At 59.9% G+C, this 16333-nt stretch carries 15 protein-coding genes; 5 read left to right on the forward strand and 10 right to left on the reverse strand.

Annotated elements, in window-relative coordinates; genetic code table 11:
• Positions 1 to 62: 62 nt before the first annotated feature.
• Entirely contained in the window at positions 63 to 1127 is a 1065-nt protein-coding gene (locus tag CAG02_RS11655; protein ID WP_085710620.1) for an ABC transporter substrate-binding protein, read from the reverse strand.
• A 351-nt stretch (positions 1128 to 1478) separates the two neighbouring features.
• Between CAG02_RS11655 and CAG02_RS11660 the strand changes: the two genes are divergently transcribed.
• Complete coding sequence (locus CAG02_RS11660; protein WP_085710621.1) at positions 1479 to 2192, forward strand: UTRA domain-containing protein; 714 nt, start codon at positions 1479 to 1481, stop codon at positions 2190 to 2192.
• Positions 2193 to 2571: 379 nt separating this feature from the next.
• Here CAG02_RS11660 and CAG02_RS11665 read toward each other — a convergent pair whose 3' ends face one another.
• Positions 2572 to 3588 carry an IS110 family transposase gene (locus CAG02_RS11665; protein ID WP_085710622.1) on the reverse strand — a complete coding sequence of 339 codons (1017 nt, stop codon included), beginning with the start codon at positions 3586 to 3588 and terminating at the stop codon, positions 2572 to 2574.
• Between the two features lie 554 nt (positions 3589 to 4142).
• Between CAG02_RS11665 and CAG02_RS11670 the strand changes: the two genes are divergently transcribed.
• Together CAG02_RS11670 and CAG02_RS11675 are read left to right on the forward strand one after the other, a co-directional pair.
• The gene (locus tag CAG02_RS11670) at positions 4143 to 5996 is read left to right on the forward strand and encodes an S-type pyocin domain-containing protein (RefSeq protein WP_085710623.1); all 1854 of its coding nucleotides are present in this window, start codon (positions 4143 to 4145) and stop codon (positions 5994 to 5996) included.
• A complete protein-coding gene (locus CAG02_RS11675; RefSeq protein WP_085710624.1) occupies positions 5996 to 6244 on the forward strand; it encodes a bacteriocin immunity protein in 249 nt (82 codons plus the stop codon). Before CAG02_RS11670 ends, CAG02_RS11675 begins: the two co-directional genes overlap by 1 nt.
• A 62-nt stretch (positions 6245 to 6306) precedes the next feature.
• Here CAG02_RS11675 and CAG02_RS11680 read toward each other — a convergent pair whose 3' ends face one another.
• The 8 genes from CAG02_RS11680 to minC form a co-directional block, all read right to left on the reverse strand.
• Positions 6307 to 8463, reverse strand: coding sequence for a mechanosensitive ion channel family protein (locus tag CAG02_RS11680; protein WP_085710625.1), 2157 nt, complete (start codon positions 8461 to 8463; stop codon positions 6307 to 6309).
• Positions 8464 to 8539: 76 nt separating this feature from the next.
• Entirely contained in the window at positions 8540 to 8716 is a 177-nt protein-coding gene (locus CAG02_RS29805; RefSeq protein WP_167443765.1) for a hypothetical protein, read from the reverse strand.
• A 131-nt stretch (positions 8717 to 8847) separates the two neighbouring features.
• Entirely contained in the window at positions 8848 to 10137 is a 1290-nt protein-coding gene (locus CAG02_RS11685) for a M18 family aminopeptidase (protein ID WP_085710626.1), read from the reverse strand.
• 76 nt (positions 10138 to 10213) lie between these two features.
• On the reverse strand, positions 10214 to 11314 hold the full coding sequence (locus tag CAG02_RS11690) for a hypothetical protein (protein ID WP_085710627.1): 1101 nt from the start codon (positions 11312 to 11314) through the stop codon (positions 10214 to 10216).
• A gap of 46 nt (positions 11315 to 11360) precedes the next feature.
• The gene (locus tag CAG02_RS11695) at positions 11361 to 11996 is read right to left on the reverse strand and encodes an RluA family pseudouridine synthase (protein WP_038367008.1); all 636 of its coding nucleotides are present in this window, start codon (positions 11994 to 11996) and stop codon (positions 11361 to 11363) included.
• A gap of 91 nt (positions 11997 to 12087) precedes the next feature.
• The gene (gene minE / locus CAG02_RS11700; protein ID WP_007960071.1) at positions 12088 to 12342 is read right to left on the reverse strand and encodes a cell division topological specificity factor MinE; all 255 of its coding nucleotides are present in this window, start codon (positions 12340 to 12342) and stop codon (positions 12088 to 12090) included.
• On the reverse strand, positions 12342 to 13154 hold the full coding sequence (minD, locus tag CAG02_RS11705) for a septum site-determining protein MinD (protein WP_064378705.1): 813 nt from the start codon (positions 13152 to 13154) through the stop codon (positions 12342 to 12344). Before minD ends, minE begins: the two co-directional genes overlap by 1 nt.
• A gap of 169 nt (positions 13155 to 13323) precedes the next feature.
• Positions 13324 to 14061 (reverse strand): septum site-determining protein MinC, encoded by a 738-nt coding sequence (gene minC / locus CAG02_RS11710; protein ID WP_085710676.1) that lies wholly within the window; start codon positions 14059 to 14061, stop codon positions 13324 to 13326.
• Positions 14062 to 14177: 116 nt separating this feature from the next.
• On the opposite strand from minC, the gene CAG02_RS11715 reads away from it, so the two are divergent.
• Together CAG02_RS11715 and CAG02_RS11720 are read left to right on the forward strand one after the other, a co-directional pair.
• Positions 14178 to 15110, forward strand: a complete 933-nt coding sequence (locus CAG02_RS11715; RefSeq protein ID WP_085710628.1) for a lipid A biosynthesis lauroyl acyltransferase — start codon at positions 14178 to 14180, stop codon at positions 15108 to 15110.
• Positions 15111 to 15145: 35 nt separating this feature from the next.
• On the forward strand, positions 15146 to 16318 hold the full coding sequence (locus tag CAG02_RS11720; RefSeq protein WP_085710629.1) for a patatin-like phospholipase family protein: 1173 nt from the start codon (positions 15146 to 15148) through the stop codon (positions 16316 to 16318).
• The last annotated feature ends 15 nt before the right edge of the window (positions 16319 to 16333 follow it).

Here is a 16333-nt window from a genome sequence, read left to right on the forward strand (position 1 = left end):
GTGGGAGCGGGCAAGCCCGCTCCCACAGGGTTTTGTGCCAGACCCAGTGGGGATCTATCGGCTTACTTCATCTCTACGATGACTTCTTCGTTCCACTTCTGCGGCAGGGCCTTCGAGGTTTTTTCCCACGCATCGGCGTCCTTGATCGGCGTGACCTTTTTGTACTGCTCGTTCGGCAGCAGCTTGGCTTTCACGTCTTCCGGCAGGGTCAGGTGCTCGGCGCGGATCGGACGGGCGTTGCCGCGGGCAAGGTTGGTCTGGCCGGCGTCGCTGAAGATGTATTCGCGGGTCAGCTTGGCGGCGTTCGGGTTCTTCGCGTATTTGTTGATGATGGTGGTGTAGCCGGAAATCACCGAGCCGTCGGACGGGATCAGCACCACGTAGTCATCCGGGTTGGCCATCTTGGCCTTGTAGCTCAGGCCGTTGAAGTCCCAGACAACACCGACTTCGATCTCGCCTTTTTCCATGGTGGCGATGGTCGGGTTGGCCATCGACAGACGACCCTGCTTGGCGATGTCTGCGAACAGCAGCAGGGCCGGCTGGATGTTTTTCTCGTCGCCGCCGTTGGCCAGCGCAGCGGCGAGCACGCCGTTGGCCGCTTGTGCAGCGGTGCTCACGTCACCGATGGAGACCTTGTATTTGCCGCCCTTGAGGTCAGCCCATTTGGTCGGCACTTCGGAGCCGTGCAGCAGCTTCTTGTTGACGATGAAAGCGATGGTGCCGGTGTAGGCCAGCGCCCAGTTGCCGTCCTTGTCCTTGGCCCAGGCCGGAACCTGATCCCAGGTGGTCGGCTTGTACGGTTGCACCACGCCTTGCTTGACCGCGATCGGGCCGAAAGCGGCGCCGACGTCGCCGATGTCGGCGGTGGCGTTGTCTTTCTCGGCAGCGAACTTGGCGATTTCCTGGGCCGAACTCATGTCGGTGTCGATGTGTTTCAGGCCGTAGGTCTTGGCCAGGTCTTCCCAGGTGCCTTTCCAGTTGGCCCAGTCATCGGGCATGCCGACGCTGTTGACGGCGCCTTCCGCTTTCGCAGCGGCTTCGAGGGTTTTCAGATCATCAGCCGCCATGGCGGCGGTGCACATGGCAATGGTCGAGCCTAACAGTGTTGCCAGGAAAAGCTGTTTCATTCCGAAGCTCCTTGGTCGTGTTCAACGCTGCGATTGCGGTTTGTGTTGGTCTAGGTCAGCAATACCTGAGCCAATGTAGGGGGGCTGGATGACACTTTGATGTCGGCGGATGCCTGGCCAGCGATTATTTTCTCCGGTACAGGCGGCTGCCCGGTAAGCGTAGACCACCCTCAAAGTCCCGGCAGGCAAGGGACTTGGCCGATGTATTGCAAGTTGTCAGCGCGACCGCTCGGTAGTTTTGTCATCTCTCGGTCATCTGCACTGCCTAGGCTTGCAACACGACCGAACGGCGCAATAGTCGTGCGGTTTTGCCCCGAAACAGTGCTGGTCTAGTCCAGATAGGTAACGTTGATGCGCGATGAGGCAACAAAAGCGGTGACAGCCATTGGGCAGATCCTTCAGGAGCAACTCGACCACGGTTTGCTCGTGGCGGGCAGCAAGTTGCCGGCCGAGCGCAAGCTCAGCGAGTTGTTCGGTACGACGCGCATTACGGTGCGTGAAGCCTTGTTGCAACTGGAGGCCCAAGGGCAGATTTATCGCGAGGAGCGCCGGGGCTGGTTCGTTTCGCCGCCGCGGCTGGCCTACAACCTGATGCAACGCAGTCACTTTCACGCGATGGTCAGTGCGCAGGGGCGGGTGCCGTCGACCGAGGTGATTTCGGCGCGGTTGCAGCCGGCGTCAGCGGCGGTGTGTGCGTGGTTGCAGTTGCCGGCGTTGTCGAGCGTGATCCAGATCTGCCGGTCACGGCGGATCGATGGGCGGCTGGTGTTGTATGTGGAGCATTATCTGAATCCGCAGTTTTTTCCGGGGATTCTGGAGTTTGATTTGAATCAGTCGATCACCGAGCTGTATGCGCGGCATTACGATTTGCACTATGGGCGGGTGCGGTTCGAGATTGTGCCGACGTCGTTGTCGGTGGATGCGGCGGCGGCTTTGCGGGTTTCGGTGGGGAGTCCGGGGTTGCGGATTGCCCGGGTCAATTATGATCAGTCGGGGCGGTTGATTGATTGTGATCTGGAGTTTTGGCGGCATGATGCGATTCACGTTGGGGTTGATGTTGTTTGACCTGGACCTTGACCTTGGCGGCCTCTGGGCCGACCAGGTTTTGGGTTGTTTTGGGTGAATATCCGTTTCTTCGGGTGTTGCGGCTGGCGGTTCCGCTCTTACAGCGGCTCACTTTTGCAGACGCCCAAAAGTAAGCAAATGTATGGTCAGCCCACCTTTTGCTATCCAGTCACGATGAACGGTAAATCAGGCTTGCACTAATGTATCCGGGCTCCTTGTGAGCGCGGTTACGCGCTCGGCCCTTGATGAGTATTCGCTCCTGCCTGTCCTGAAAAACGCTTCAGCTTCGAAAGCTATTTTGCTTATCAGGTTCTCAGCCAGGATCTGCCGTTTATCGCCATCAATTACTGACGTCGCAAAAGCCGGTGGTAAAACTGGATCACGCGGTGAAATGCCCGTTGTAGGTGCCACCTTTGGTGAGCAGTGCCCAAACAATCCTGGCCATTTTATTAGCCAGCGCACAGGCAACTTTGTTGAGAGGTTTTCGAGCCAGTAGACTTCTGGCCCAGACGCCAAGGGCGTCGTTTCGTTTATCGATTCGATAAAGCAAGGCTTGGGCGCCCTGCATCAACAAGGTTCGCAAATACCTGTCCCCACGCTTGCTGATACCCAGCAACGTGGTTTGCCCTCCGGTCGAGTATTGCCGTGGCACCAGCCCCAACGAAGCCGAAAAATCTCGGGACGATTTGTATATCGAAGCGTCCCCGACATCGGCCACCAGCGCGCTAGCGATGAGGGGGCCGATGCCGGGGATGCTCTGTAATCTTTTGCCGGCGTCACTCCCGTTTATCTGCTGCTTTATCTCGGTATCCAGCGCTTTGATTTCGCTGGTCAATTGGCGAATGTCATCAAGCATCCGAGTGATAGCCTGGCGCAGGCGCAGAGGTAGATTGTGCTCGTCCATCAATGCAGGAACCCGATCCAGCGCGGCATAGCCGGCGGGAAAGATAACGCCAAATTCCAGTAAGAACCCGTGCACCTGGTTGATCACTCCAGTGCGCGGACTCACCAGTGATTTACGCAGTTTATGCACGGTCGACAGCACCTGCTGGTCAACCGACTTGATCTGTACAGAACGCGTTCTGGGACGGGATGCGGCCTCACAGATAGCCTCGGCATCAATGAAGTCGTTCTTGTTGCCGGTGACGTAAGCCTTCACATGCTGTGGCGCAATCAGTTGAATCTGGTGACCGAGCTTTGTGATTTCTCTGGCAAGAAACTGTGACCCGCCACAGGATTCCATGGCGATTTTGCAGGGCGGTATTTGCGCAAGTAATGGCAGCAACTGGCTTCGATTGAGCTTCTTGCGTAGTACCTGATGGCCTTGTGCGTCTTGGCCGTGTAAGTGGAAGCAGTTCTTGCCAATGTCGATGCCTAGAATCGTTACGCTGTTCATGAGAAAGCTTCCTCAGGAAAAGTGAGAACCTCAGTAGTGTAGAGCTGAGGTTCTCGCCGGGCTGACCATCTCATTAACGCTTGGCCCCTGCGTTCGGCACCTCGCTGAGGCTCGGTGTTCCTTCGTTCCGGGATTCATCCGGGGGCATCGCCTACGGTTTGCTTCGCTGCACCTCCTCTCGATGTGTTTGGCTTCGCCAAACGGCGCTGCGCGCCTACCCCCGGATGAATCCCTCCACTCAGCCTGCCGATTGGGCCGGCGCGTCAAAAGCGGTACTTGAGCTAACGCTCATCGTGTTCTGGATATGTGCCTCTTAAGCGTTGGTATTGCTGTTTGAGTTGGATTTTTCAATTGGGTGAATCCGGATCTGGATTTCTGGACGTTTCCTACTTGTTGTTCGGCTGCATCTGACGCGACAGATTTTTTTGTGCGAGGTACATATATACCGCAGTCCGTGGTTGTTATTTCCATACATTTCTCCAGACACCGGGCGCAATGTTTGAATTTGTTTCCGGTTGTCGAGCACTGCAATTAATTCAAGGAGGAATGTATTTATGGCACGGCGTGGAATTGAGCTTCCAGCTTCAATCGTGAGGCCGGACAATCAAGATGTTTATGTGCACTACTCAAGTTTCGGTGATGGCTCCGGGCCGGCAATTGATTTTGCCCCCTTGGGGGAAATACTGGATATGGAAAATACCTATAAGGCATTTTCCGGAAGTCTGCCTCAGATCCTTGAAGTTGAACTTGCCCAGGTCAGGGCTGGCGGTGATTCCAGTTTATTGCTTCCCTTGGACACGCTGGCGCGTGAGCTGCGTTTTCGGGACGCGCTGATCGCCAGAAAGTTTGGTGCGCTGATCGCGGCGAAGGACATTGCGATTCAGCGATTTGGTCATGCGCAGATCGAAACGTTCTTCAATGGTGGTCGGTTACCACAGGTCAATCGGCGTGGCGGTAACGTCAGCGTTCGCCAGGCCTATAGCGAGTTGTTCAATGCCAGGTTACTGGTAGAAGGCATCGGGCTATTGAACGGTCAGTCTGCAACGGTCAGGAATGTGATTGCGGCTGTGCAAGTGCAGGAGGCCAACCGAATTGCACAGGAGCAGGCGCTGATCGCTGCGCAGAATCAGGCCCGGCAGATGGCCGAGGAACAGGCGCGTGTAGCCGCACAAGCGGCAGAAATCGCCCGGCTGGCGGCCGTTGATGAAGCTCGTCGAAAGGCTGAAGAACAGGCGCGGCGTGAAGCCGATGAGCATGCACGGCAATTGCTTGAGGATCGATTGCACGACGCGGATCGGGCGCGTTGGGAGGCGCAAGCCTTCCATTTGCAGGGCGCTGCCTGGAGTCCGCAACTTGTATTTTCGACGCCGACCGGGCCGGTTCCCATCAGCGAGAGCGCAAGGTCTGGATTGCGGGCGGCCATCCGCTCCGCGTCGACCGGATTATCCGCTCTGGCAGCGGGCACGGTGTCGGGGTTGGTGGTGGGTGTTGCAGCGCTGGTTTACTCGTCCGCGCTGGGAAACGGTGAGCTGCCCAAGCGGTTTCTGGTCAGCATGCCGCTGTCCGATCTGCTGTCCGGTCCCATGCCAGATCTCGGTCAGCTCGCGGCTTCCGGTGGTTCTCTGGATCTGCCCGTGCGTGTCAATTCCAGAACTGGCGAGGGCGATCACACCGAACTGCTGGTCATTCCGGTCGATGGCGTCAGGTTTCCCACCGGCGTGCCGGTGATTGCTGCCGTTCACAACCCGCAGGACAACACCTATCGCGCGACGACTACCGACATTCCATCAGAAACATTGGTATGGACGCCGTCAATTACGCCGGCTGACAGTTCGACTGTATTGCCCGTTTCCGAACCGGATCCTGCGCGATATACCGGCGGCAACATCGTCCCTGTCGAGGGGCAAATTGATCGTCATCCTGATCTGGGAGATTTTGATTTCAATGACTGGATTCTGGTTTTTCCACCGGATTCCGGCATCCCCCCGCAATACATCATGTTCCGGGATCCGCGAAACGATTCCGGGATTGCTTCCGGGTACGGACAGCCAGTGGCGGCAGGGTGGCTCGAGGCGGCATCGCAAGGCAATGGTGCGGCGATTCCCGTGCAGATTGCAGAGCAGTTGAGAGGTCGGCAGTTCAGGAATTTCAGGGCGTTCAGAGAGGCATTTTGGAAAGCTTTTCCCAATGATACGGAGTTGGCGAAAACTTTTGATCCGGGGAGCTTGAATGAAATGAAAAAAGGACGAGCCCCCTTTGTAAGGGTGGTCGACCGCGTCGGTCAAAGGATGAAGTTTGAGTTGCATCACAGTACTACGCTGGCAAGCGGTGGAGCCTTATACGATAGCGATAACCTTCGTGTGATAACTCCGAAGCGACATATGGATGTTCATAGGAGGGGAGAATAATGATCCAGCTCATTAGCGACATGTCCGAGGCGGAGTTTCTCGGGTTTGTGTGGAAGATATATCAATCAGAATATGCAACAGAAAAAGATCAAATCGCCGCTGTAATGGAGTTTGAAAGATTGAGTGAGCATCCAGCAGGATCTGATTTGCTCTATTATCCAGCCCTTGGAGAAAGTGGGCCAGAAGCAGTTGTTGCAGAGGTGAAGCGTTGGCGTGCAGCTCATGACAAGCCTGGCTTCAAAGAGTAAATAAAACGCTTATCCAACCCCCGTCGACGAACTCGTCGACGGGGGCTTTTTCTTGTCAGTGATTACTTGTCGCTTTCCCCGCCGCCCGCCGTGATCACCTGCACATTCATCCTCGGCGTCGCCAGATCCAGCCCGGCCTCATCCAGATGCCGTTTCAGCGACAGGTTGAACGCTCGTGAAACTTCCCACTGTTTGATCGGGGCGGTCTTGAAGCGGGCGCGCAATATCGCATTACCCGATTCAAAACTTTCCACACCCTGAATCTCAAGTGGCGACCAGATGTTGCGGCGTTGCAGCGGGTCGGTGCGCATTTTCTGGCCGACTTCGCGCATCAGTTTGATGGCTTCGTCGATGTTCATGTTGAACGGCACCGCTACGCGGAAGATCGCGTAGCCGAATTCCCGGGAGTAGTTCTTGATGCTTTTGATTTCGCTGAACGGGATGGTGTGGACGATGCCGTCGATGTCCCGCAGGCGGACGGTGCGGATGGTCAGGCCTTCGACGGTGCCGAGGTGGCCGCCGACGTCGACGTAGTCGTCGATGGCCAGGGAGTCTTCGATGATGATGAACAGGCCGGTGATCAGGTCGGCCACCAGTGACTGGGCGCCGAAGCCGATCGCCAGGCCGATCACGCCGGCACCGGCCAGCAGTGGCGTGACGTTCATGCCCATGTTCGCCAAGGCGACGATCAGGGCGATGATGAAGATCGCCACGAACAGCACGTTGCGGATCAGCGGCATCATCGTCTGTGCGCGGGCGTTGGCCAGGCCTTTGCGGGAGCGGGTGAGGGCGTGGTGGACGGCGGTGTCGCTGAGGATCCAGATCAGCCAGGCGAAGATCAGCGTGCCGATCAGGCTGAACAGTTTGACGCTGATGTCGTGGCCTTCGCCTTCGGTGAAGCCGATCAGTGACATGCCCCAGACCCGCAGGCCGAGTTCGATGAAGGCCAGCCACACCAGTAGATGCGCGAGGGTGTAGAAGAAGCTTTTCAGGCGCTCGGAATACAGCGCGTGGCGTTTTGGCCCGCGTTGGGGTTTGAGGGCGTGGCGGCGGACGAGGCCGTTGATGACCATGCACAACACCAGCAGCACGGTGCAGATCAGCGACTGGCGCAAGGCTGTGCTGGTGTCGCCGGCGGAGACGAAGGTGGCGAACAGGGAAATCCCCACCAGTACCAGCGCCGGTACATACCAGAAGGTGCCGAGGATATCGATGGTGTCGCTGAGGGCGCGGCGGGTCAGGCGGCGGGACAGCGGCTGGTTGCGGATCAGGTGCGCGATGGGGCGGCGAAAGCGCAGGATGAACAGGCCGGTCGAGAGCGCCGCCAGCACATTGGTGACGGTGGCGGCGGTGTGGGCCAGGTGTACGCCCAGACCCGCCACCAGACGCGGATCGTTAAGCCCTTCACCGAACGCGGCGAAGCTGCCGATCAGCCACAGCGGACGGAAGGCTTGATGCCGCAGGATGTACAGCGCACGGTGGCGGTGCGGGCCGTCGAGTACGGAAAAGGCGATCACGCAGATCGCCGAGAAACAGGTGCCGACCACCAGTGCGTATGCCAGGACCATCGCCAGGCTTTTGCCCAGGGACGATGGCAGCGCGTAGCTCATGTAGACGGTGATGACCAGCGCGATCATCCACGGTCCGAGCTTGCGCAGGGCGAAGCGCAGCATGTCGAGGGCCCGGGGGTGTTGCGGCAGTTCTTCGGTCAGGCCGAAGCGCATGCGCACCCGGTGGCCGAGCCAGATCAGCGCGGCGGCCAGCAGGCTCCAGACCATCAGGATCATGGCGAAGCCGAAGATGATCGGCAGCCATTCGCTGGCCGGCATTATCAGGGCGGACAGTTCATCCTTGGCCTGTTCGAATTCGGCGGACCAGCGATTGAGCGGGCTGTCGCTGCCGGTGAACTGTTTTTCGAAATTGGCCAGGGTGCCGCCGATCAGGCCCAGCACGCCTTCTTCCGGGGTGGCCTGGGCTTTTTTCGTGGCGTCGCGCAGTTTTTTCAGGTCGCCCAGCAACTGGGAGCGCTGCTGATCGTTTTCCAGGGACTTGATGACTTCGTCGAGGGATTGGCCAAGCGGTTCCTGGGCTTCCGGTTGCGCCTTGTTCGAGCCATTGAGCAGGCCGGGCAGACTCACCGCGTGGGCAGGCGCCGATGGCAGCAGCGTCATCAGGCAGACGAGGAAAAGGCAGGGCAGGGCAAAGAAACGAGCGAACACTAGGCGGTCAACCTCGCAAGGGGCGGATCGGGCGAGTGTACGAGCCCGCCAGAATCAATGCGAGCCGGGCGCGGATTTATTCGTTGAGTTTGGCGAGGATCTTGTAGACCACGGTGGCCAGGATCATCAGCATGCCGATCCACATGGCGAGCACGCCGGCGTTCTTGTCGCGGAAGTTGAAGCCGATCGCCAGCAGAATCATTCCGGACAGGATCGGAATGAGCATGGAGTGGAACGCAGACATCGAGATCATGGCGACAGCCTTGTCGAAGGGGATGACTTGAGTCTAGGTCGCTTTTTGCCGACCGGTGGTGATGTGTATCAGAAATGAGCCGGTTTCGCAGGGCAGGGGATCGCAACGCGGAGTTGCGATCCCCGTTGTTTTTACGGCAGTTCGCGGCTGGCGTAGAACGCGCTCAGTACTTTCACCAGATGCGCCAGGTCATGGCTGCCGCACAGTTCGCGGATCGAGTGCATGGCGAACGTCGGCAGGCCGATGTCGACGGTGCGCACGCCCAGGTGGCTGGCGGTGATCGGGCCGATGGTCGAGCCGCAGCCCATGTCGCTGCGCACCACGAAGCTTTGTACCGGGACTTCTTCGGCCATGCACAGATGACGGAAGAACCCGGCGGTTTCGCTGTTGGTGGCGTAGCGCTGGTTGCTGTTGACCTTGATCACCGGGCCGGCGTTGAGTTTCGGGCCGTGATTGGCGTCGTGCTTTTCGGCGTAGTTCGGGTGTACGCCGTGGGCGTTGTCGGCCGAGACCAGCAGGGATTTCTGAATGGTGCGGACGAATTCGTCACCTTCGGGCAACAGGCGACGCAGGGTCTGCTCCAGCATCGGGCCGTCGGCGCCGCACGCCGAGCAGGAGCCGACTTCTTCGTGGTCGTTGCACACCAGCACGCAGGTTTCTTCGGTGTCGGCGGTCAGCAGGGCTTGCAGGCCGGCGTAGCACGACAGCAGGTTGTCGAGGCGCGCACCGGCGATGAAATCACCGTTCAGGCCGATGACCGCAGCGCTTTGAGTGTCGTAGAAGCTCAGCTCGTAATCGAGCACCACGTCGGCGTTGAGGCCGTGTTCGCGGGCCAGTTGATCGGTCAGTACCGCACGGAAATCCACACGTTCGTCACCGGCGAACTGCGCGAGAATCGGCGGCAGTTCGGTCTGGGCATTGATCGCCCAGCCCTGGTTGGCTTCACGATTGAGGTGAATCGCCAGGTTGGGAATGATCGCGATCGGGGCCTTGAAGTCGATCAACTGGCTCTCGACCTTGCCATCGCGACGGAAGGTGACGCGGCCGGCCAGCGACAGGTCGCGGTCGAACCACGGCGCCAGCAGCGCGCCGCCGTAGACTTCGACACCGAGTTGCCAGAAACCCTGGCGCTGCAGTTCAGGTTGCGGCTTGACCCGCAGGCACGGGCTGTCGGTGTGGGCGCCGACCAGGCGGATGCCGTCGTGCAGCGGGGAGTTGCGGCCCATCTTGATCGCGACGATCGAGGAGTCGTTACGGGTGACGTAGTAACGGCCATTGGCTTCGGTGTGCCAGGTCTCGCGCTCGTCGAGGCGCACATAACCGGCGGCCTCCAGGCGTTGAACAAGGCTGGCGGTGGCGTGGAACGGGGTAGGGGAGGCCTTGAGGAAGTCGATCAGGCCTTGGTTCAACTCTTCGCGCATAAGAAGCTCCAGACAGCAATGGGCGGGAGTTTAACGCATCGGCCTGATGCTTGGGACATGACATGTACCGCTCGCGTCAACGAGCGGCGGCCACGCGTTTTTTCAGGTAGGACATGATGACTTTTTCGTCTTCGGTTTTTTCCGGGCGAGGCAGTTGTTGCGGCCAGCGGCTCTGGTTCAGGAGCTTTTTCTGACGGCTTTCGTCCCAACGAAGAATCTCCCGCGAGGCACATTCCCACCATTCATGGCGACAGGCGCTGTAGTACGGATGATCCGGGGCGGCGCTGCCGTACAGCAGATCGCGACCGACCTTGCGCAGGGTGCCTTTCTGGTTGCGCAGCTTCCATTTGATTTTCAGGCGCTGCCACGCGGACGGGAACGGTTTGACCCTTGGTACGTCCTTGCACAGATCCACCAGCCGCTGGCTGAACTTCTCGCCGTGCTGGGCGAAGAAAAACGCCTGCATCGCGTGGAAAAAGCGCTTTTCCGCAAAGTAGTGATAGACGTACTTGCGGGCTTCGACCACCGGCCGTTTGCGCATGGCGAACGACAGGGCGACCTGTTCGATGGTATGGATCTCGAAACCGTCGGCCGTCCATTCGTCGATCAGGCGGATCGACTCCTCGAACAATGCCCCGTCGCTATCGGTCACGCCGCACAGCCCGCTGTTGTAGAGCTTGAAGCCGTTTACCGGGGTGACGCCATGGGCACCGAGATCGCGACCGAGCTTCAGGTAATCTTCGCGCTCGAAGACATCTTTCCAGTCGTATTCGAAGCGATCCATCACCGATTGCTCGGGGGTGATGTGCGGGAACAGGCGGTTCGGGTCGCTGGTGAACAGGGTGTCGGTGTCGACGAACAAGGTCTTTTCGGCCAGTTGCAGGCCGGCGGCGATGGCGCAGGCCTTGCGTCGGTGGTGATAGCCGTTGTGGCCCTGCCAGCGAGTCAGTGTCGGTTCGTCTAGCAGCACGGTATCGACCGGCCAGCCTTCGTAGTCCTGCGGCCGGTCAGTGAGGATCCTGATCGCCGGGCGTTTGCCGGTCTTGGCCTGGGACAGGGCGGTCAGGATGCTGAACTTGGCTTCGCGCCGGTAAACATCCTGGTTGCCGTAAATCAGGTAAAGCAGTTGGTGACGGGTCTTCTTGACGGGTGTTGCCAGGGAATCAGTACAACTCATCCGGAACAAAATCCTTTAAAACAGGCGACTGCCGGACAGGCAGTGCTTAAAACGGAGCCGGGCATTCGAAGCGCAAGCGTTCGCCGGACTGTGGGTGGGTGAAGCTGAGCATGCTGGCGTGCAGGCACAGACGCGGCCAGGCGGCGAGGGCTTGTTCGTGAGCATAGAGCCCGTCACCGAGCAGCGGATGACCGATGGACAGCATGTGCACGCGCAACTGGTGCGAACGGCCGGTGATCGGCGTCAGCTCGACGCGGCACCAGTCGCCGCAACGCTCCAGCACGCGCCAGAAGGTCAGGGCGTGTTTGCCGAATTCGTGGTCTACGACGTGGCGTGGTTTGGTTGGCGGGTCGTAGCGCAGGGGCAGGTCGATGCTGCCGCTGTCCAGTTCCGGCTGGCCCCAGGCCAGGGCGGTGTAGGCCTTTTCGGTTTCGCGGTCGTGGAACTGCCGCGACAGTTCGCGGTGGGTGTCGGCGTCGCGGGCCAGCAGGATGATGCCGGAGGTTTCCCAGTCCAGACGATGGACGATACGCGCTTCCGGGTAGCCGTTTTCCTGCAGGCGGGTGATCAGGCAGTCCTTGTTGTCGTCGGCCCGGCCAGGCACCGAGAGCAACAGGGTCGGTTTGTTCACCACCAGTACGGCGGCATCCTGATGGATGATGTGGATGTTGGACAGCGGCATTAAAACAGCCTCGTAACAAATGCCAACGGCGGCTCAGGGCCCTTCCGGTGGGGGAAGGGCCCTGAGCCGCCGTCGTTCCTGCCGGATCGACTCAGCGATCTGGCAGGGTGATGTTGAGTTCCAGAATCGAGCAGCTGCCCTGGCTTTCCAGTGCCACGTGTACGTCGTCGTTGCCGATGTTGACGTACTTGCGGATCACTTCCACCAGTTCCTTTTGCAGGGATGGCAGGTAGTCAGGGGTGCTGCGCTGGCCGCGTTCATGCGCCACGATGATCTGTAGACGCTCTTTCGCGACCGAGGCGGTACTTGGCTTTTTGTTGGCACGAAAGAAGTCAAAAAGGTTCATTACCTACCTCCAAACAGACGCTCGAAGAATCCCTTCTTCTCGACATTCAGGAACCGGTGTTCTTTTTCCTTGCCCAGCAAGCGATCAACGGTATCGCTGTAGGCCTGGCCGGCGTCGCTCTGGTCGTCGAGGATAACCGGGACGCCCTGGTTGGAAGCCTTGAGCACGGCCTGGGATTCCGGAATGACACCCAGCAGGCGTACGGCGAGGATTTCCTTGACGTCTTCGACGCCCAGCATTTCGCCTTTTTCGACGCGCTCCGGGTGGTAGCGAGTGATCAGCAGGTGTTCCTGGATCGGCTCCTCGCCGCGTTCGGCGCGACGGGACTTGCTGGCCAGCAGGCCGAGCATGCGGTCCGAGTCACGTACCGAGGACACTTCAGGGTTGGTCACGACGATCGCTTCGTCAGCGAAGTACATGGCCAGGTGGGCGCCTTTCTCGATGCCCGCCGGGGAGTCGCAGACGACGAACTCGAATTGTTCCTTGAGCTCCATCAGGACTTTTTCCACGCCTTCCTGGGTCAGCGCGTCTTTGTCGCGGGTCTGGCTGGCGGCCAGCACGTAGAGGTTTTCCAGGCGCTTGTCTTTGATCAGGGCCTGTTGCAGGTTGGCTTCGCCGTTGACCACGTTGACGAAGTCATACACCACGCGGCGCTCGCAACCCATGATCAGGTCGAGGTTACGCAAGCCCACGTCGAAGTCGACGATCACTGTTTTGTGGCCGCGCAGAGCGAGGCCGGTACCGATAGCGGCGCTGGTGGTGGTCTTACCCACACCACCCTTGCCGGATGTAACCACGAGAATCTTGGCCAAGGTGTTTCACCCCTAAGGAAGAAGGACTGTTCAGCCCCTGAAAAACATCTCTTGAAAACTACTGCAGTCGGACAGCCTTGGCTGGAATTCGGCTTTTGGCCTTTTTCCTACTTCGTTTGAGCCGTTTTCGCTACGTTTTAGAGATGCTTGGAAAATGCGGCAGTATCCGTTAAAGCCGAATGATGTTCAACACGTCGCCCGACAGGCTGACCTGTACGCCCGAACCCCACATCGGATCGCGACGCAGGTCTTCGGAAACCTTGTAATGGCCTGCGATGGAGATCAGTTCAGCGCTCAATTGCTGACAGAAAATCCGCGCTTTGGTGTCACCCTTGACCCCGGCCAGCGCACGACCGCGCATCGGGCCGTATACATGGATGTTGCCATCGGCGAGAAGTTCCGCCCCCGGACTGACCGAGGACACCACCACCAGATCGCCACCTTGCGCATATATCTGTTGGCCACCACGTACTGGCGTGGTGATGACGCGGGTCGGTTTGACGGTCGGCTCCGGCGGCTTTTCCGGCTTCTTCGGTGCAACGGGTTCGGCGGTTTCCAGCGGCCGTTCACGGGCGCCGGACGGCGGCAGTACCGGGATGTCGATGGCGATGGCGGCGGCGATATCTTCGATGCGGCTGGCGCGGATCGCCAGGGTGCGCAGGCCGTGCTGGCGACACACGCGCATCAGGCCCGGCAGATCGACCGCGCCTTCGCTCGGCGGCAGCTTGTCCAGCGCCAGGACCAGCGGCGCGTTGCTGAAGAAGTTCGGTGCCTGGGCGACTTTGGCGGCCAGTTGCCGATCGAGGCTGTCCAGGTCGTTACGGGACAGCTCGAGCACCGTGATGGCGAGCATGCTGCCCTTCAACTGGAACACGGGATCTTGGTCTGGCGATTCGTTTTGGCTCATGTCGGCATACAACGGCTTGTCACTAAAAGTGCCGAGACTTATAACGAGAACGCCCGCCAGCCGCAAGCCGGGCTGAACGATGTAGAATGCGCGGCCACTTATTTACGGAAGCTTTAATGGATCGCCCGCGTTTTCGAAAAGCATTTCTTGCTCCACGCTTCTGGCCGCTCTGGTGCGGTCTGGGGCTGTTGTGGCTGACGGTGCAGTTGCCCTATCCGGCATTGCTGGCCATCGGTCGTTTTCTCGGCGCCCTGATGTATCGCTTCGCCGGCGACCGGCGGCGCATTGCCAAGCGCAATCTGGAACTGTGTTTCCCGGAAAAGTCCGCCGCCGAGCGCAAACGTCTGCTCAAGGAAAACTTCGCCTCTACCGGCATCGCGTTCTTTGAAATGGCGATGAGCTGGTGGTGGTCTCGTCAGCGTCTGGCAAAACTGGCCCATGTCGAAGGTCTCGAGCATCTGCAGAAGGCCCAGCGCGAAGGCAAGGGCGTGATTCTGATGGCGGTGCATTTCACCACCCTGGAAATCGGCGCGGCGCTGCTCGGCCAGCAGCACACCATCGACGGCATGTACCGCGAGCACAAGAACCCGCTGTTCGATTTCATCCAGCGTCAGGGCCGCGAGCGGCACAATCTCGATTCGCTGGCAGTGGAGCGCGACGACGTGCGCGGCATGCTCAAGCTGCTGCGTTCCGGGCGCGCGATCTGGTACGCGCCGGATCAGGACTACGGCGCCAAACAAAGCATCTTCGTGCCGCTGTTCGGCATTCAGGCCGCGACGGTCACTGCCACCAGCAAGTTCGCCCGGCTGGGCAAGGCGCTGGTGGTGCCGTTCACTCAGGAGCGTCTGGCGGACGGCAGCGGCTATCGTCTGGTGATCCATCCGCCGCTGGAAGGTTTCCCGGGGGAGACCGAAGAAGCCGATTGCATCCGCATCAATCAGTGGGTCGAAGGTGTGTTGCGCGATTGTCCCGAGCAATACCTGTGGGCGCACCGGCGCTTCAAGAGCCGTCCGCCGGGCGAGCCGAAGCTGTACGCCAAACGTCGTTGATTCACCCCATCCCATAAGCACCACGGAGCGTTGCGATGAGCCCAGCTGAACCGGTCACAGGTTTGATTCTTTCCGGCGGCGGGGCTCGGGCGGCGTATCAGGTGGGGGTGCTGGCGGCGATTGCCGAATTGCTGCCGCTGGGCGCGGACAATCCGTTCCCGGTGATCGTCGGCACGTCGGCCGGGGCGATCAACGCAGTCAGCCTCGCCAGCGGCGCCACGGACTTTCGTGCCGCCATCGAACGCCTGACCCTGTTCTGGCAGGGCTTTCGCAGCCATCGCGTGCTGCGCAGCGACTGGCCGGGAGTGATCCGCCAGGCCAGCCGTTTCGTCAGTCACAGCCTGCTGGGCATGGGCCGGCACCTGCCGGTGGCGCTGCTCAACAGCTCGCCGCTACGGCATTTGCTCGATGAAAAACTGCACATGCCCGGCATCGCCGAATCCATCGCCCGCAAGCAATTGCATGCGGTGGCGGTGACCGCGTTCGGCTACGAATCCGGACAAGCTGTGACCTTCTATCAGGGCGGCGGCAGCATCGATGCCTGGCTGCGCCATCGGCGCATTGGCGTGCCGACGCAATTGACCGTGGAGCACTTGCTCGCCAGTTCGGCGATCCCGTTGTTGTTCGCGCCGGTGAAAATCGGCGAGGAATACTTTGGCGATGGCGCGGTGCGGCAGTCGGCGCCGATCAGCCCGGCGCTGCACCTGGGTGCGAGCCGGGTGCTGGTGGTGGGCGTCAGCGGCAACCCGCGCGGGTTCGACCCGGCACAGCCGCTGGAACGCACCTACACCGGTCAGCAGCCGACGCTGGCGCAGATCGGCGGGCACATGCTCAACAGCACCTTCATTGACAGCCTGGAAAGCGATATCGAGCTGCTCCAGCGTCTGAACCAGTTCAGCCATCTGATGCCCGAAGGCACGCCGATACGCACGCTGGGTGTGGCGCCGGTGGACGTGCTGGTGATCTCGCCAAGTCAGCCGATCGATGAAATCGCGGCGCGGCATCGTCAGGAACTGCCGGCGGCATTGCGGCTGTTCTTGCGTGGGCCGGGGGCGACCAAAACGAGCGGGGCAGGGGTGTTGAGTTATTTGCTGTTCGAGGCGGGGTATTGCAGTGAACTGATCGACCTTGGACGGCGCGATGCACTGGCCAAGCGCGATGAGCTGTGCCGGTTTCTCGGGATTGGCGAGGCGGTGGTTCCGGCCTGAAATCAGTGGTACAGC

It is taken from the genome of Pseudomonas sp. R43(2017) (assembly GCF_002112345.1).
GTDB classification, from domain to species: Bacteria; Pseudomonadota; Gammaproteobacteria; order Pseudomonadales; family Pseudomonadaceae; genus Aquipseudomonas; species Aquipseudomonas kribbensis.

What these genes read in the sequence shown, in the direction of transcription:
- CAG02_RS11665 (WP_085710622.1), bottom strand. Translation starts at nt 3,588, where the DNA reads ATGAACAGCGTAACGATTCTAGGCATCGACATTGGCAAGAACTGCTTC.
- CAG02_RS29805 (WP_167443765.1), bottom strand. Translation starts at nt 8,716, where the DNA reads ATGATCTCGATGTCTGCGTTCCACTCCATGCTCATTCCGATCCTGTCC.
- minC (WP_085710676.1), bottom strand. Translation starts at nt 14,061, where the DNA reads ATGAGCCAAAACGAATCGCCAGACCAAGATCCCGTGTTCCAGTTGAAG.
- CAG02_RS11690 (WP_085710627.1), bottom strand. Translation starts at nt 11,314, where the DNA reads ATGAGTTGTACTGATTCCCTGGCAACACCCGTCAAGAAGACCCGTCAC.
- CAG02_RS11655 (WP_085710620.1), bottom strand. Translation starts at nt 1,127, where the DNA reads ATGAAACAGCTTTTCCTGGCAACACTGTTAGGCTCGACCATTGCCATG.
- CAG02_RS11670 (WP_085710623.1), top strand. Translation starts at nt 4,143, where the DNA reads ATGGCACGGCGTGGAATTGAGCTTCCAGCTTCAATCGTGAGGCCGGAC.
- CAG02_RS11675 (WP_085710624.1), top strand. Translation starts at nt 5,996, where the DNA reads ATGATCCAGCTCATTAGCGACATGTCCGAGGCGGAGTTTCTCGGGTTT.
- CAG02_RS11695 (WP_038367008.1), bottom strand. Translation starts at nt 11,996, where the DNA reads ATGCCGCTGTCCAACATCCACATCATCCATCAGGATGCCGCCGTACTG.
- CAG02_RS11720 (WP_085710629.1), top strand. Translation starts at nt 15,146, where the DNA reads ATGAGCCCAGCTGAACCGGTCACAGGTTTGATTCTTTCCGGCGGCGGG.
- CAG02_RS11715 (WP_085710628.1), top strand. Translation starts at nt 14,178, where the DNA reads ATGGATCGCCCGCGTTTTCGAAAAGCATTTCTTGCTCCACGCTTCTGG.
- CAG02_RS11660 (WP_085710621.1), top strand. Translation starts at nt 1,479, where the DNA reads ATGCGCGATGAGGCAACAAAAGCGGTGACAGCCATTGGGCAGATCCTT.
- CAG02_RS11685 (WP_085710626.1), bottom strand. Translation starts at nt 10,137, where the DNA reads ATGCGCGAAGAGTTGAACCAAGGCCTGATCGACTTCCTCAAGGCCTCC.
- minE (WP_007960071.1), bottom strand. Translation starts at nt 12,342, where the DNA reads ATGAACCTTTTTGACTTCTTTCGTGCCAACAAAAAGCCAAGTACCGCC.